Source organism: Streptococcus sp. AM43-2AT (assembly GCF_003603405.1).
Lineage (GTDB): Bacteria > Bacillota > Bacilli > Lactobacillales > Streptococcaceae > Streptococcus > Streptococcus ilei.
Genome location: NZ_QTND01000002.1, coordinates 202540 through 219454, shown reverse-complemented (window position 1 = coordinate 219454; position 16915 = coordinate 202540). Strand labels below are relative to the sequence as shown.

Genomic DNA, 16915 nt, shown 5'->3' with positions numbered 1-16915 from the left:
GCTTAGAATCCCAACCAAAGCTGGGGTCCTAAGCTTTTTGTATGTCGTTAAGGCAAGTCCTTATTGATTTACTGGTCGTAGTCTAAGACATTGTTTTCGATGACAAACTTAGATTCAGCGGAAATGCTGGCTTCTCCTAGTTGCAACTGAGAACTTCCGTCTGGTTTCATGATGTGCCACTGACCGTCCTTGTGGGCAAAGATAGCCTGAAATGTGACGTTATCACTCTTGTCTCGAATCGGCAGAACAAATGCTTGATCTGTATTCTCTAAGAGAATCTCTTCTTTTTTTTCAAAGTTATAGATATAAAATTGCCCAGTTCTTTGCCCTAAACCATGAAGTTCATCGACTTTTTGCCAATTTTCAAAATTTTTCTGAACTAGGGATTCATTAAAAATCTTGTTGAAGGTTTCGTTCCGTTTCTTGGTTTCTTCCTCGTCTAGTGTTTTCTGAAACTCTGCAACCTTTTTAGTCGTTTGGACGGTTTGTCTGTTTTGCTCCCTGATTTGCTGGCGGTGGATGACTCGCATCATTCTTGCACCAACGCCCAGGATGACGAGAATGGATACAAGGCTGATTTGAGTTTTGGCATTTTTTTTCATAGATGATTCTCCCTATTGTGTCATTGGTCCTATTATACCCTTTGAAAGAAAGGATAGTCAAGTTCATCTTGTGATGACCTACCATGCAGCTCTACCTGGGGACTATAGGATTTTATCAGATTTTCATTGACGAAGGTCCCTTTATTTGATAGGCTAGGGGAATAGAAATGATTTCGTAAGCATAGAAAAGAGGAGTGAGGCAAGTGGCACGCATCTTATTAATTGAAGATAATAATGATATCCAAGAAATTTTGTATAGTCTCTTAAGCGAAGACCATGAGGTGCTTCAGGCTTTTTCAGGTACAGAAGGGCTACGACTCTTCCAGCAAGAAAGCATTGATTTGGTCCTTCTCGATATCATGCTCCCTGGGAAAAATGGGGATCAGGTCCTTGAGGAAATCCGTTTGCAGAGTCAGGTACCGGTCATCATGATGACAGCTCTTGGTGATAAACACCTCATTAGCCAGTATCTCCTTGCAGGTGCCAATGATTATATCGTCAAGCCCTTTAATCTGGATGAGGTGGCGGCTCGGGTGACGGTGCAACTGAGAAATAACCTCACTCCGGCACAGGAAGCTCCATCATCGAAAAAGCTGACTGTTAAAAATCTGGTTCTGAACCCAGAAACCTTTGAACTGGAGTCTGGAGAAAAAACGCTTCGCTTAGGTAAAAAGGAATTTCAAATTTTTGAAACTTTATTGGCGCATCCAAAGAAGATTTTCACCAAAGAAGAATTGTATGAGGCAGTCTGGGAAGAAGTCTATCTGCCTGGAGACAATACGCTCAATGCCCAATTGAGCAATCTCCGAAAGAAAATTGCCCAACTCGATCCTAATGAGGATTACATTGAAACCGTCTGGGGCTTGGGGGTTCGCTTGAAAGGAGACAAGTAATGTGGGGAGTCGTTCTAGTTCTAGTCTTCCTTGTCCTTCTCTTGGGACTGGGCTACGTTCGCCTGCTTTCTGCCTTAAGAGATTTGCAGGAGCAGATTCAAAAGAAGCTCCAAAATGGGAGTGGGGTACGGTTGACGTCACGTGTTTCAAATAAAGAATTGGTCGCCTTGACCAAACAGGTCAGTGAGCTCTTTGACCAGATCGAGCGGACCAATCGGATTGCCTTTCAAGAGAAGAAAACCTTGGATATGGCCATCAGTAATATTGCTCACGATATTCGGACGCCTTTGACCATTGCGTCTGGTTATACCCAACAAATCATCAAGGGTGGGACGCAAGAAGAGGAAAAACTGAAAAAAATTGCTTCCAATCTTCAAGTCGTCTCAAAACGCTTGGAATCACTCTTGGAATACAGACGCTTGATGGAGGGTGCCATTCAGCCTCGGCTTTCAGACGTTAATCTCAGCCAAGTCCTAACCCAGCAGTTGTTCCAGTATTATGATAGTTTGTCTGAGGCGGGGATTGCACTAGAGGTAGAGCTAGAAGAGCATCTCCATTATGCTACCGATCCGGAGCTGTGGGAGCGCCTCTTGCAAAATATGCTCAGCAATGTGCTTAAGCATGGAAAGGAGCAGGCCTGTTTGACCCTGACTTCTGATGAGGAGACGATTCGGGTCGAGCTGCGCAATATCGTGCAACAACCGATTCAGCACTTAGACCAACTGGCTAGTCGATTCTATTCGGAAAATCTATCGGATACAGAGGAGTCTTCTGGTTTGGGCCTCTACATCATTCAAAATTTTGTAGAGATCTTAGGGGGAGACTTGCAACTGGCAACGGAGGCAGACTGGTTTATCTTAACCATTACATTAAAAAAATGAGAGTGGGACAGAAATCGGTCATTCGTTAGAATTCGATTTCGTCGTCCCACCTCCTCACAGCTTCAACAGTCTGGGAGACTGTTGAAGGTTGCAGATAAAGGAAACATAGTTTCCGTCAACATAGGGCATCTTTGAAGCTTAAAAAGCGAACAAAGACTTAGGATACTTGCTTCGCAAGTTCTATCCGCCACCTCAAAGCAGTGCTTTGAGCACTCAACCACTGCGTCTTGCTCGACAATCCAAAGACAATTGAGAGGCTAGGACTTTTGTCCCAGCCTCTTTGTTTTTATAAATCTTTGTGTTTAAAGGTAGCGAGTCCCAGGAAGCCGAAAACAAGGATGAATCCAAGGGCGATAGAGAGGGTATTGTTGGTTGCGATCGTACTTTTGACCATGGAATATTGGAATTCCAAGTTTAGATAGTGCAAAATGTCGATGTCTTTAAAGAAGAGCGCAGGAAGGCTTAAGAAGATATTTCCAACGAAGTAGCCAACGAAAGCCAAGGTGATGGATTGGCTAGCGTAAAGGAGGAAGGAAATGATGCTGACCCAAGCCAAGGTGGAGAGGAACTGAATCAGAAGGGTCAAGCCAAAATGAGCGAAGAAGTGCTCAGGCATGGTGCCAAGTCCATTGTAGAGGGTCGCGATCAAGAAGACGAGACCATAAGAAACAAGAAATTGGAAAAGAGCAATAGTCAAAACAACGGCACTTTTGGCAAAGTAGTAGCTGGTGCGAGAGACGCCATAGGCCAAACTATTCTTGTATAAGTTTTGTGTTAAATCTGTTCCAAGGACCAAGGTGATGACAATAATGGTAAAGAGAATGGTCACACTGATGCTGGAGGAGTAGTTGGTCAAGGCTTTAAATCCTGTCCAAACTTCTGTCGCTTGGGGGAGTTTGGATTCCGTATTGACACCGACGTGGCCGGTAGCTCCGAAGATGACTCCAGACAGGATATTGAGAACGAGAATGGCTTCTGTAATCCAAAAACCTTTGGAGCGAAAAAGTCTATAAAAATCTGCTTGAATAGTATGCAACATGATAAATCTCCTAAATGAAATGTGTAGAATATGTAATACAGGAAGTCAGTGTTTTGACTAGTCTACCAAGTCCGTAAAGAATTTTTCTAGATCTTGGCGGGCATAGTAGATTTCGTCCACGTCAATATCCGCTTGAACAAGGGCTTTGACAATGACTTTAATGTCGTGAGTCTGTCCGAAGATATGGATTTCACCATCCTTATCGATGACCTTGATGCGATGATGGAGTTGATCTTGAATCAGTTGACTCGCAAGGGCTAGCTGGCTGGTCTTGAGAATGATGTAATCTTCTCCCTGCTCTTCGAATTCAGCCTTGCTAATTTCTTTGATCAGGCGGCCTTGGTCGACAATGCCAAAGCGATTGGCAACCAGATAGAGTTCAGAGAGGATGTGACTGGAAATAAGGATGGTCATGCCGAGTTCATCATTGAGGCGCTTGATCATCTGACGGAATTCCTTGATCCCGACAGGATCGAGACCATTGATGGGTTCGTCCAGGATGAGGAAGTCGGGCTTGGCAATGAGCGCGATCGCAATTCCCAACCGTTGTTTCATCCCTAGTGAAAAATCACGGAATTTTTTCTTGCCAGTATTGTTTAGGCCGACATAGTTCAGGGTTTCTTTGATAACCTGGTCAGGATTTGGGATATGGCGTGCCTTGCAGTAGTAGACTAAGTTTTGGTAGGCAGTCATATGCTTGTGAGCCACGGGACTCTCAATGACGGATCCGACACGTTTCAGGGCTTGGGTCCACTGGGAGCGATTGGTAGAAGCAAAGAGAGAGACGCTTCCGTTAGTTTCCTGAATCAGCTGGGTGATGACCTTGATGAGGGTGGTTTTCCCAGCTCCATTCTTACCGATCAGGCCGTAGACGTCGCCTTTGCGAATGCTCAGATTCACATCATTTAAGGCGTATTGTTGACCAAATTTTTTACTCAAATGGGAAATTTCTAATACTTTTTCCATAGTTTTCTCCTTCGTCCAAATGACTAGTTGTTTTCTTTACACTCTTAGTATACAGCTAGCTTTTCAAATAACTATCAAGCAATTCTAAAATATTTCTAAAAAAAACGACTAACCTTTTAAAAGTTAGCCGTGACTTTAAGAATAAGTTTTCTTAGAGGCTTTCCTTAGGTGAGTACGGACGTCAGCGAACTTCGAAGAAGTTCCATGACTTAGTTTTGGACCTAAGGTTCCAAAACTCCCGAGTGCCTGAAACAATTGTGTTTCTGGCACTTTTCTCACGGCGGGAAGCCTCAAGGTATTCATGAGTAACTTTAAAAAATAAACATTTCTTTAAATTTCTTGATTTTTTAAGTTATGTAACATGAAAAAATACTTTATCTACATTAAGAGGAACTATTTTTTAAGCTAGCCTCTTCATTTTTAAATTCACCAACAAACTGCTTGATGGCTTGTGCCAGTTCATTGGGTTTCTGACTATTAAGTAGATGGCCTCCATCTGCGATTTCTTGATAGTGACCTTTGGGCAGGAGATTTGCCAGCTTTTTCGAAGAAGCCTGATTGGCCCTATCTTTGCTGCCACAGATCACTAAGCTGGGGAGCTGACAAGTTTTAGCAGTATCGGTTAGATTAAGACTTTTTAACTCGGTAAGGATTTGCAACATGTGCTGTTTGTTGGCCCCCTGTTTTTCAAAGACAGGTTTGGGAATCAGACGAAAAAGGAGAATTTGGAGCCGATAGAGGAGATTGGTGTTGAGTTTGTATTGTGTCCCTGAGAGCACCAAGCCCTTGAGTTGTGGTAAGTCTTGGCTGGAGAGCTCAAGAGCGAGAACGCCACCCAGTGAGAGTCCAACCAGAATATAGGGCTCGTTTTCTTGTTGGAGATACTCCGTCAGTCTGTCTTTGGCCTCCTGGTAGCTTTCGCTTGGAGAAGAGAAAATAGCAAAAGATTCAGAATGCATGGGGGAAAGTGCATCTTGGACCCCTTGCCAAGAGTGAGCATCCTGGCCTAGGCCGTGTAAAAAAATAAGTTTCATTATGCCCCCTTTCTTGTGAATTCGAGTGGATAGAGGCCACGAAGGGCATTGCAGGCATAGACTCTGTCAGCAACTTCTAAATCCTTCAGTGTTAACAGTTTTTCCTCTACTTGTCCAGTTTCCAATAGATGGCGTCGGTAGATGCCATCTAATAAAGGGAGATGAGCTGGCGGAGTGTAGAGTTGCCCCTTGATCTCTAGGATGAGATTGCCAATGGTCGTCTCAAGCAAGGTCCCGTCTGGCAGATGGAAGATCTGTTCCTGATGTTTAGCAGTTAGATGTGCTCGCTGGCTAGTCTTAAAATAGGTAAATGGACTTGCTAAATCAAGCTTTTGCTCGGTCAGTTGAGCCTGCAGATAGCTAGCTGGTAAGTCTGTTAGCTCCGTGATCATCAGTTGGAAGCTTCCGTCTTTCTGCAAGGCTATGCGACAGCGATAGTCAAGGCTAGGATCCAAATGAGTGAGCTCTTCTTGAAGTTCCTTCAGGAGCTTTTGCTCATTATAAGGATAGGTAAAGTAGCGACTGGCCTCTCTCAGACGGATCAGGTGTTGCTCTTTGAAAGTCAGCTCTCCTTGATGGATGCGCCCTGTTGTCAAGAGGTCAAAATGAGGCGCTTGTCGGTAGAGAACAGCAGACTTTTGCTTAGTTTCCTGGTATTCGGATTTCCATTTGCTGTCCCAAGTGATGCCCCCTCCTACGCCATAGATGGCTTTGGTGCCTTGCATTTGAAGGGTTCGGATAGCCACATTGAAGATCCGTTTCCCTTTTGGAAGAAGGATACCGATCGTTCCACAGTAGACTCCGCGAGGAGCAGCCTCTGTCTTTTGAATAATTTCCATAGTAGAGATTTTCGGTGCCCCTGTAATCGAACCACAAGGAAAGAGGGCTTGGAAGGTTTGAACCAGGTCGATCTCTGGGCGCAAGCGACTTTTAATGGTCGACGTCATCTGCCAAACGGTAGAGTATTGCTCAACTTGGCAGAGACGGGTCACCTGCTCACTTCCAATTTCCGAAATCCGGTTCATATCATTGCGGAGGAGATCTACAATCATCATATTTTCCGCTCGATTTTTGGGGTCTGCTTCTAACCAAGCTGCCTCTTCAAGATCAGCTTGGTTGGTGAGGCCACGACGAGTAGTCCCCTTCATGGGGCGCGTGGTCAATAGCCGATCTTCTTGTTCAAAAAAGAGTTCAGGGCTGATAGAGAGGATGGACACATCATCGTGCTGGATAAAGGCATTGTAATGGGCCTTTTGCTCTACCACTAAGCGATTATAGATGGCCAAAGGATCAGCCTCTAGCTCTTGAGAAAGCTGGACAGTATAGTTGACCTGGTAGGTATCTCCTTGACGGATGTGGTGCTGGATGGTCTCAATGGCTTCTTGATAGGCAGGCGCCTCGACCTCTTCCTTCCAGTTGGCAGGTAGGTCCACAGCCTCATAGTCCTCTGGGAAAGGAAGGGTTTCTACTTTCTCGTGAATGGTGAAGTAGAGGAGATACTCTCCCATGAGAGGTGCAGGATGGACAGCTAATTTTTTCTCAAAAGCAGGAGCAGCCTCATAGCTGACATAGCCTACGGCATAAAAACCAGCTTCTTGGTAAGTTTCCACTTCTTTAAGAAGGTCCTCGACTTGATCTATGTCTCTGGTTTTTAATTCCCTTATGGGCTTGGTGAAAAGCTGTCGCAATCCAAGCTCTTTAAAATCAATAATGGTTTGTTTGTGCATGCTTTGAGTATATCAAAAATAGAGGGAAAAAGGTAGATAAGGATCCAAAGATTCCTTGCTTGGCCTTGCCTTTCATGCTAAAATAACCATAGAATCTGCATTTAGCAAGGAGTCGGACATGAAAAAGAATCCCCTCTATAACACCTCTAGTATCAGCTTTTTTCAATACTTATTTGCGATTGCAGTGATTATGGTGCATAGTGGTCGCTTAACTTCCTATGAGCCGGTGCATTTTGCTCTTAAGAGTATCCTGGGCAGGATGGCAGTACCATTTTTTATTGTCTGTGCTAGCTTTTTCCTCAAGCAATCACTAAGGGATTCGAGGAAAATAAAGGCCTATCTGGTCAAAATCGTTAAAACTTATTTATTTTGGAGTTGTGTCTATCTTCCATATGCCTGGTTCTTTTTTTCTAGTCTCAACCTCCCAGTATCTCTCTTTCCAGCTGGCGTCCTCATCGCTCTGGTCTATCTGGGAATGTGTTACCAACTCTGGTATATCCCTGCCTTTTTGCTGGGCCTGTTTTTGGTCAATCAATTGGTCAAACGCTTAGGTATGGTTTGGACGGGGGTGATCACCTTTCTTCTTTACTGCTGGGGCTTGATCGAGACCTATTCAGCTTATCTGGACACCACGAGTCTTCTCAAGGGTTACAGCTCTACAGCAATTTATTTTTTACAGCTCGAAATGGTCTCTTTTACACGCCCATTTTTATCTTTATGGGTTACTATCTCTATGATCATTTTCATGCACAAACCTTTAGGGTTCACCGTTGGGAAAAGCTATCTCTCGCCTTTGGCTTGTTCTGTATGGAAGGCATCATCATTTTTCAACATGAAGGAATCGATAAGAACTTTTACTTGCTCCTTCCCTTTGTGACGGTCTATTTGGTCAATGCCTGCCTGCGATCGTCCTTTTTGAAAAGCTATGATTTGCAGTACTTAAAGCAGATGAGCATGGCGCTTTACTTTTCGCATCCAATCTTTATCGAATGGGCTCGCTATGGCTTTAGCAATCTCCCACTTTCTTATCCAGACAGGGGCAAGCTGATTTTTGTGGCCGCCTTGTTGGGAAGTCATCTCTTTGGATTGGTCATGCTCTCTTATCACAATTGGCAAAAAGTAAGGAAGAATCGAAGTCTTGAACAGAGGCTGGGACAAAAGCCCTAGCCTCTCAATTGTCTTTGGATTGTCGAGCAAGACGCAGTGGTTGAGTGGGCTCCACTACGCTGATTTCATCAGCTTTTACAGCCCTACTCAACTGTGAGGAGGTGGGACGACGAAATCGAATTCTAACGAATGACCGATTTCTGTCCCACTCTCTTTTTTATCTTAAGGAAGACTGATAAAACAGCTGAGAGTTGAAATTCCTTTCGAGTTTGGTTATGATGAAAGGGATTACAAGTGAAATCAAAAAGGAGAAGGGCATGAAGAAAAAATGGTGGCATGATGCTGTGATTTATCAAATTTATCCCAAGAGTTTTTTAGATAGCAATGGGGATGGGATCGGTGACCTCAAGGGGATTACGAGTAAATTGGATTATTTGGAGAAGTTAGGCATTACGGCTATTTGGCTGTCTCCTGTTTACCAAAGCCCTATGGATGATAATGGCTATGATATTTCAGACTATGAGAATATTGCTGCCATCTTTGGGACCATGGAGGATATGGAGAAGCTGATTGCAGAAGGGCAAAAGCGCGATATTAAGATCATTATGGATTTGGTGGTCAACCATACATCTGATGAACATGCCTGGTTTATCGAAGCGAAAGAAAATCCAAACAGTCCAGAGCGGGACTACTATATTTGGAGGGATCAACCCAATGATCTTCTCTCGAACTTCAGTGGTTCAGCTTGGGAATTGGATCCAGCTTCCCAGCAGTACTATTTGCACTTCTTTAGTAAGAAACAACCAGACCTGAATTGGGAAAATGAGACCCTTCGGCAGAAGATTTACGATATGATGAATTTTTGGATCGACAAGGGGATCGGTGGTTTTCGGATGGATGTCATCGACATGATTGGAAAAATTCCGGATCAGAAAATCGTGGCCAATGGTCCCATGCTCCACCCCTATCTGAAAGAAATGAATCGAGCGACCTTCGGAGATAAGGATTTGTTGACGGTTGGGGAGACTTGGGGAGCTACACCTGAGATTGCCAAGCGATACTCTGGTCCTGACAATGAGGAATTGTCAATGGTCTTTCAATTTGAACACATCGGGCTTCTATTCCAAGAAGGTCAGCCTAAATGGCACTATGCGAAGAAGCTCAATGTTCCTAAGCTGAAAGAAATCTTCAACAAGTGGCAGACGGAACTGGGCATGGACGAAGGCTGGAACTCCCTCTTTTGGAACAACCATGACCTTCCTCGTGTTGTTTCTGCCTGGGGAGATGACCAAGCCTACCGGGTGAAGTCTGCTAAGGCTCTAGCCATTCTTCTTCATTTGATGAGAGGGACGCCTTATATCTACCAGGGAGAAGAGATTGGTATGACCAACTATCCTTTTAAGAGACTAGACGAAATCGAGGATATTGAGTCTATTAACTATGCCAAGGAAAGTCTAGAAAAGGGAGTAGACCTCGACACCATTATGGACCAGATCCGGCATATTGGCCGTGACAATGCTCGGACTCCTATGCAGTGGTCCAACCAGCCACAGGCTGGTTTTACGACCGGTTACCCTTGGCTAGTCGTCAATCCAAACTATCAGGAAATCAATGTAGAAGCGGCTTTGGCCGACCCCTCATCCATTTTTTATACCTATCAGCAATTGATTGCTCTCCGTAAAGACCAATATTGGTTGATTTCTGCGGATTTTGAGCTAGTGGATACAGCAGATCAAGTCTTTGCCTACCAACGGGTCGATGGGGACCAACGCTATTTGATTGTGGTCAATCTGTCTAATCAAACCCAGAGTTTTGAACTGGAGAAAGACTACCAGTCTGTCCTCATTAGCAATACAGAAGTAGAGCAGGTCAAAGAGAAGAAGGTATTGGAGCCTTGGGATGCTTTTTGTGTGCAACTAACTAGAGCATAAATTACTACAAAGAGGCTGGGACAAAAGTCCTAGCCTCTCAATTGTTTTTGGATTGTCGAGCAAGACGCAGTGGTTGAGTGGGCTCTACTAGGCTGATTTCATCAGCTTTTACAGCCCTACTCAACTGTGCGGAGGTGGGACGACGAAATCGAATTCTAACGAATGACAGATTTCTGTCCCACTCTCTTGTTTTAGAGGAGACTAGGGCTGGTCAATGGGAGGATCCTCGGCCTGCCTGGTAGAAAGCTTATAGTTATTTTTTATAAGGACTATTAGTTCTGGTGAATGGCAAGAGGTGAAAACCCTTGATCTATAAGGTTATAGTTTCTGGCTATATCGTAAACCATTGAAAAGCAATTATACAGAAGGTGCTTCTTCTGATAAGATAGACTCAACTTGAATTTTTGGAGGACAAAACATGTCAACAACAATTATCGGATTCCCTCGTTTGGGTGAATTCCGCGAACTAAAATTTACAACTGAAAAATATTTTAGAAACGAAATTACTGCTGAAGATTTGTTAGATGCAGCAAAAGAGTTGCGTGCTAAACACTGGAATATTGTCAAAGAAAAAGGGATTACTGAAATTCCATCAAATGATTTTTCACATTATGACAATTTCCTAGATGCTGCTTTCCTTTTCAACGTGGTTCCTGCATCGGTTCAAAACTTGGACTTGTCTGACCTTGAACGCTACTTCGCTTTGGCGCGTGGTTACCAAGGTGAAAAAGGGGATGTGCGTGCTCTTCCAATGAAGAAATGGTTCAACACCAACTACCACTACATCGTTCCAAAATTTGAAAAAACAACAGAAGTCAAATTGGCTGGTCACAAGATTTTTGATGAGTACCAAGAAGCCAAAGAATTGGGTCTTGACACTCGTCCAGTTGTGGTTGGACCATTCACTTTCCTTCAATTGTCAGACTTTGAAGAAGGCGTAAAAGCAGAAGACTTCGTAGATAGCTTAGTGGCTGCTTACCAAGATGTTTTTGCTAAATTGGCAGAGCTTGGTGCGACTCGTATCCAACTGGATGAAGCAGCTCTTGTCAAAGACTTGACAGCTGAAGAAAAAGCTCTCTTCTTGAACCTCTACAACAAACTCTTGGCTGACAAAAAAGGTCTTGAAGTCTTGATCCAAACTTACTTTGGTGACGTGCGTGACATCTATGCTGACCTTGTAAAATTGCCAGTAGATGCTATCGGTCTTGACTTCGTTGAAGGGAAGAAAACTCTTGAACTCGTTAAAGGTGGCTTCCCAGCAGATAAGACTCTCTATGCAGGGATTGTCAATGGTAAGAATATCTGGCGTAACAACTACGAAGCAAGCTTGGAAATTTTGAAACAAGTTCCAGCTGAAAATGTTGTCTTGACAACTTCTTGCTCACTGCTTCATGTGCCATTTACGACTGCCAACGAAGACTTTGAACCATCTATCTTGAATCACTTTGCTTTTGCAGTTGAAAAATTGGAAGAACTTCGTGACTTGGATGCTATCCGCAACGGTCAAGGTGAACAGGCTCTTGCAGCTAACAAAGAACTCTTTGCGACAGAACGTGTCGGAGCAAATGCGGAACTTCGCGCTCGTATCGCTGGATTGACAGACGCAGACTATACTCGTTTGCCAGCCTTTGCTGAACGTGAAGCTATCCAAGAAGAAGCCTTTAAACTTCCAGCTCTTCCAACAACAACTATCGGTTCATTCCCTCAAACCAAGGAAGTTCGTGCTAAACGTTTGGCCTTCCGTAAGGGTGAATTGACGCAAGAAGAATACGATGCCTTCCTTGCTGAAACCATCGACGAATGGATCAAATGGCAAGAAGAAGTTGGATTTGATGTGCTTGTACACGGTGAATTCGAGCGGAACGACATGGTGGAGTACTTCGGTCAAAACTTGTCAGGTTACCTCTTCTCTAAGAATGGTTGGGTACAATCATACGGTATGCGTGGGGTGAAACCACCAATCATCTGGGGTGATGTCACTCGTCTCAACCCTATTACTGTTAAATGGTCTAGCTATGCACAAAGCCGTACGGACAAACCTGTCAAAGGGATGTTAACTGGACCTGTTACTATCCTTAACTGGTCATTCCCACGTGAAGACATCTCTATCAAGGATTCTACTCTTCAAATCGCTCTTGCTATCAAGGATGAAGTTCTTGACCTTGAAGCTGCAGGCGTGAAGATTATCCAAATCGACGAGGCTGCTCTTCGTGAGAAATTGCCACTTCGTCGTAGTGACTGGTACGAAGACTACCTTGACTGGGCTATTCCAGCCTTCCGTTTGGTACACTCAACAGTAGCGCCTGATACTCAAATCCACACTCACATGTGTTACTCAGAATTTACAGATATTATCCCAGCCATCGACAACATGGATGCAGACGTCATCTCATTTGAGGCAAGCCGTTCAAACCTTGAAATCTTGGACGAACTCAAAGCGAAAAACTTCCAAACAGAAGTTGGACCTGGGGTTTACGATATCCACTCACCTCGTGTGCCTAACGAAGGCGAAATCGATCACACTATCGAAGCTATCCTTGCCAAAGTACCAAGCAGAAAAGTTTGGATCAACCCTGACTGTGGTTTGAAAACACGTGGAATTAAAGAAACAAAAGAAAGCTTGATCCGTCTTGTAGAAGCGGCAAAAGCTGCTCGTAAAGCGCTATAAAGCAAGTAGAAATTCCTAAGCTTGCTCGATAGCAAAAAAAGAATTGCTCAATCAAGAAAGGAATACATTTGATGACTAAGCAAACACCGTCGCTCTCCTTTGAGGTTTTCCCTCCAAATCCTGAAGTAGGCAATGCCAAGCTCTTACGTGCCTTGGAAAATATGCAGGAATTAGCTCCACACTTTATCAGTGTGACAGCTAGCAATAATAAATACAATATCAAAGAGACGACGGTTGCTTTAGCCAATCATATTCAGAATGAATTGTCTATTCCGACCATTGCCCACTTACCTGCCATCTATCTAAGCAAGGAAAAAGTAGCAGATACCCTTCATGAATTAGATCAAGTAGGGGTTCATCGGATTTTGGCCCTTCGTGGTGATATTATTCCTGGTATTGAGCCTTTAAAAGACTTTCGTTATGCAACGGACTTGATTGAATTTATTAAAACAGAAGCTCCTCACTTTGATGTGATCGGTGCTTGTTACCCAGAAGGTCACCCAGATTCGCCAAACCAAATTTCAGATATTCAAAATCTGAAAAAGAAAGTGGATGCTGGATGTTCGAGCCTAGTGACTCAGCTTTTCTTTGACAATGAGCGTTTCTACGATTTTCAAGATAAGTGTACCTTGGCGGGAATTGATGTTCCCATTCATGCAGGGGTGATGCCAATTCTTAACAGAAACCAGGCCCTTCGCTTGTTGAAGACTTGTGAAAATGTTCATATCCCACGGAAGTTCAAAGCCATTCTGGATAAGTATGAACATGATCCAAAATCTCTTCGTGCGGCTGGTTTAGCCTATGCGGTGGATCAAATCGTTGATTTGGTCACACAAGATGTTGCCGGTGTCCATCTCTACACCATGAACAATGAAGATGTAGCCTATCATGTCCACCATGCAACAAAAGCCTTATTTGAACACCAACCAAATTTGGAAGTGATTTAATCAACAGTCTAAGCAGGAATTGTAGAGATTGAGAAAAATTTTTCTCAGTCTCTTTTTTACTTGGGCCAATCGCTTGCTAAAAGACAACTTTTTTTTTATAGTATTAATATGAAGATTTTGGAGGCGCTTGCAATGAAGAGAGAACTCACGTTGAAGTTATTTGGACCCCCTAAGGTTGTTTTCCAACAGAAAGACATCCGTTTTTCCTTCTCGAAGATGGAGGCTTTATTTTATTACTTAGCTGTATCGGGTGAGGTCAACCGTGATGAAATTGCGGGCATTCTCTGGGGGGACAAGGAAAACCAAGTCGCTCGGAAAAATCTACGGAATACTGTTTACCAAGCTAATAAAATCTTTGAAGGAGATGTCATTGTTTCTCCAAGTAGGAGTAGCTTGGCCCTTAATTCTGAGCTGAATCTTTCTTTGGATGTCCAGCTTTTTGAAAGGGATCCGATAAGCAATTTACATCTTTATCAGGGAGATTTTCTGGAAGGCTTCTACGTCAAGGATGATGAGGACTTTGACCAGTGGGCTTCCCGTAAACGGAGCGCTTATAAGCAACTCTATATTGAAAGCTGTTATCAAAAGATTGACAAAGAGGGGCTGGGAGACCCTGGTATAGAGTCCTTACTCCACCATTTAGTAGAGCTGGATGAATTTGAAGAAAAGAACTACCAGCTCTTGATGGAGTATTATAGAGTTCATCACCAGCTGGGGAAATTTTTTGAGACCTATTACAAGCTGGTGGATTTATTGGATCGTGAGCTGAATGTTCGTCCTAGTCGAGTGATAGAAGAACTGTATCATTCTGTTTTGGAAGCTAAGCGAACCCATAAACAGAGCAATCGTGTGAATGTCCGAGAACTCCCTTTCTTTGGTCGCAAACAAGAACTGTCCCAACTGGAAGAATACCTATCCTTAGTAGAGAAGGGGGAAGCGGTTGGCCCTCTCTTGGTCATGGGGCAATCTGGAACAGGCAAAAAACGTTTATTGCGTCAATTGGTCTTGCTGTCCAATCGTAGTTTTAGCTTTGTCAAGCTGGAAGGCAAAGTCGGCAGTCGCCAAGAAGAAGGAGGGATCTGGGACGACCTCAAAGCTTCCCTAGAGAAAGTGAGTGGGGGCTTGGAAGCTCCTCCTCTAGGAAAAGCGGACAATCTCCCTGCTGTCCGGAAGCACCTTCAAAGACTCAGCCAAGAAAAACCTCTCCTGATTCTGCTTGAAAATGCTCAGTGGATGGATGCGGCCTCATTCAATAAAGTAAAGCAATTGGAGGAGAAAAGTAGCGGGGAAAGATGGCAACTGATTGTTACAGCTGAGGGGCCTTTGCCGGAATTCTTGGTCACCTTCTTTGGGAGTTTAAAAGTCGAGAGACGGTTGTCCCAGCTAGAGTTGACCAATTTTGATCCGAGTGAAAGTCGATCACTCTTACAAGGGCAACTGGGGCAGATAGAACCAGCCCTGATCGAGCAAATGATGGAGTGGAGTGAAGGTAGTCCCTTCTTGTTGTCCAGCTATATAGAAGAGTGGAAAGAGAAGGAAAGTTTAGAGCCCTTACCTGATATTATTCAAGCCTATCTGTCTCAAGAGCTGGGTGACTTGAGCAGTGAAGAGGAGTCCCTTCTTCATTATTTGTCTTGTTTTCATAAGCCGATATCCATGTCTATCTTGGCCGATTTGACAGCTACAGATCTTTCTGTTTTAACTGCATTATTAGATCCTTTAGCTCAAAGAGGAATCATCTCAATAGTGGAGGAGGGGGAGGATCTCTTAGTCCAATTTTGCAAGCAATTGGTAGCCATGTATTTCTACCAACTCCTGTCACCAGCCAGACGGCGTCTCTTCCATCAACAAATCGCGCAAAAACTGGAAGAAACCTTAGAAGATTCGACAGACCTGCTCTTCTATAAGGAAATAGCTTACCAATACAAGCAGTCCCAAAATCTCTTGTGTTCCCTATCCTTTGAGCTAACCTACTTGGAAGAAATCCTCCAGCTAGAACATGAACTATTCCCAATATACTCCAAGGGAGAAGAAGGGGGAGTATCAGATGGTGAAAATAGCCATTTGGATATTTTTGGGGAACTCTCTCGTCTTCGTCGAGAACTGGATCAGCTTTTTTCACGACACCAAAAAGATAGAGACTACAAGTATTTGCAACTGCGCTACTTGTATTTAGAGGGGCGCTACTTCATTCGAAGTGGTGAGTACCAAAAGGGGATTCATGATATTCAAAAGGTCATCTCCTATGCGCGGGAACTCAAACGGCTCGACTTTCTTTTAGAAGGGTACCGGCAAATCATTTATTATTGCATTCAAACAGAAAATATTTCTGAAATGGCCTATTACACAGATTTGGCTTTAGAAGATGCGATTCAGGCCAACAACCATGAAGCGATTGCGATTCAGTTACGTTTGAAGGGTTTGTACCATTTGATGGTAGGGGATGAGGAGCAGGCAACCCGCCACCTCTATCGCTCCATTGATTGCTTTAGTCTGACCAATAGCATGCAGGCCAAGTATGCCATTCAAATTGCAGCATCTTTAGCCTACCTGGCTGAAATAGAGCAAGTGAGAGGGCATTTTCAAGTAGCTGTCACCCATTTGGAAGAGGTCCTACGCTTGGTGGGAGATCAATCTGTTGATTCAGTCCGAGTGGTGTTTGAAATTGATCTTGGGATTGCCTACTATTGGAAGGGAGATTTGGTCCAAGCCCGCTTCTATTTTGACAGGGCTCAAAAGGTTTTGTCCGGCGTTCGCTTCCCTTGGAAGGAAGAATTGCTCGAATTTTATCAATCCTTAATCGCCTGTCATTTTGGCGAGCAAGAGAAGGTGGCAACTTATCTGGCTCGTAAAGAAGGAACCATGAAGCAAACGACGAATGCGCGAGACAAGGGGATGGTTTGTTATCTCTTAGCCTTCTTGGCGGCCCAGAAGGAACAAGGAGAGCAACTGGTTCCTGCTTTGAGCTCTTTCTTGAAAGAAGATAAGGGCTACTACAAGAAACTGGCAGAGCAACATCTGACTCCGTATAGAGACCGTCCCTTCCTCAAGAGATTAAAAGTCCTCTAGTATAGCTCATCAAGTGTCACGAAGGAAGAATAAAAAAAGGCTTATCAACAC

13 protein-coding genes are annotated in these 16915 nt (G+C 43.8%); 8 read left to right on the top strand and 5 right to left on the bottom strand.

What is annotated here, in order from left to right:
- Positions 1-68: 68 nt before the first annotated feature.
- A complete protein-coding gene (locus DW930_RS05665; protein ID WP_120701646.1) occupies positions 69-602 on the bottom strand; it encodes a hypothetical protein in 534 nt (177 codons plus the stop codon).
- Positions 603-805: 203 nt separating this feature from the next.
- Here DW930_RS05665 and DW930_RS05660 point away from each other — a divergent pair, with 203 nt between their 5' ends.
- Positions 806-1495 (top strand): response regulator transcription factor, encoded by a 690-nt coding sequence (locus DW930_RS05660; protein ID WP_120701647.1) that lies wholly within the window; start codon positions 806-808, stop codon positions 1493-1495.
- A complete protein-coding gene (locus tag DW930_RS05655; protein ID WP_123159540.1) occupies positions 1495-2376 on the top strand; it encodes a HAMP domain-containing sensor histidine kinase in 882 nt (293 codons plus the stop codon). Before DW930_RS05660 ends, DW930_RS05655 begins: the two co-directional genes overlap by 1 nt.
- 286 nt (positions 2377-2662) lie before the next feature.
- Here DW930_RS05655 and DW930_RS05645 read toward each other — a convergent pair whose 3' ends face one another.
- The 4 genes from DW930_RS05645 to pabB all read right to left on the bottom strand — a co-directional run bounded on the left by DW930_RS05645 (position 2663) and on the right by pabB (position 7142).
- Positions 2663-3415: an ABC transporter permease gene (locus DW930_RS05645; protein WP_123159539.1), complete on the bottom strand. Its 753-nt coding sequence runs from the start codon at positions 3413-3415 to the stop codon at positions 2663-2665.
- A 57-nt stretch (positions 3416-3472) separates the two neighbouring features.
- Positions 3473-4381 (bottom strand): ATP-binding cassette domain-containing protein, encoded by a 909-nt coding sequence (locus DW930_RS05640; RefSeq protein ID WP_123159538.1) that lies wholly within the window; start codon positions 4379-4381, stop codon positions 3473-3475.
- A gap of 383 nt (positions 4382-4764) precedes the next feature.
- Positions 4765-5415 (bottom strand): alpha/beta hydrolase, encoded by a 651-nt coding sequence (locus tag DW930_RS05635; RefSeq protein WP_123159537.1) that lies wholly within the window; start codon positions 5413-5415, stop codon positions 4765-4767.
- Positions 5415-7142 (bottom strand): aminodeoxychorismate synthase component I, encoded by a 1728-nt coding sequence (pabB, locus tag DW930_RS05630; protein ID WP_123159536.1) that lies wholly within the window; start codon positions 7140-7142, stop codon positions 5415-5417. Before pabB ends, DW930_RS05635 begins: the two co-directional genes overlap by 1 nt.
- Before the next feature lie 118 nt (positions 7143-7260).
- On the opposite strand from pabB, the gene DW930_RS05625 reads away from it, so the two are divergent.
- From DW930_RS05625 to DW930_RS05595, 6 genes are all read left to right on the top strand, one after another.
- Positions 7261-8019 (top strand): acyltransferase family protein, encoded by a 759-nt coding sequence (locus DW930_RS05625; RefSeq protein WP_227877766.1) that lies wholly within the window; start codon positions 7261-7263, stop codon positions 8017-8019.
- Positions 8020-8096: 77 nt separating this feature from the next.
- The gene (locus DW930_RS10585; protein ID WP_227877767.1) at positions 8097-8309 is read left to right on the top strand and encodes a hypothetical protein; all 213 of its coding nucleotides are present in this window, start codon (positions 8097-8099) and stop codon (positions 8307-8309) included.
- Between the two features lie 257 nt (positions 8310-8566).
- Positions 8567-10180: an alpha-glucosidase gene (locus DW930_RS05615; protein WP_123159535.1), complete on the top strand. Its 1614-nt coding sequence runs from the start codon at positions 8567-8569 to the stop codon at positions 10178-10180.
- 418 nt (positions 10181-10598) lie between these two features.
- Positions 10599-12848, top strand: coding sequence for a 5-methyltetrahydropteroyltriglutamate--homocysteine S-methyltransferase (gene metE, locus DW930_RS05605; protein WP_123159534.1), 2250 nt, complete (start codon positions 10599-10601; stop codon positions 12846-12848).
- A 71-nt stretch (positions 12849-12919) separates the two neighbouring features.
- Positions 12920-13795, top strand: coding sequence for a methylenetetrahydrofolate reductase [NAD(P)H] (gene metF / locus DW930_RS05600; protein ID WP_048716370.1), 876 nt, complete (start codon positions 12920-12922; stop codon positions 13793-13795).
- A 132-nt stretch (positions 13796-13927) separates the two neighbouring features.
- Complete coding sequence (locus DW930_RS05595; RefSeq protein ID WP_123159533.1) at positions 13928-16864, top strand: AAA family ATPase; 2937 nt, start codon at positions 13928-13930, stop codon at positions 16862-16864.
- Positions 16865-16915 lie beyond the last annotated feature (51 nt).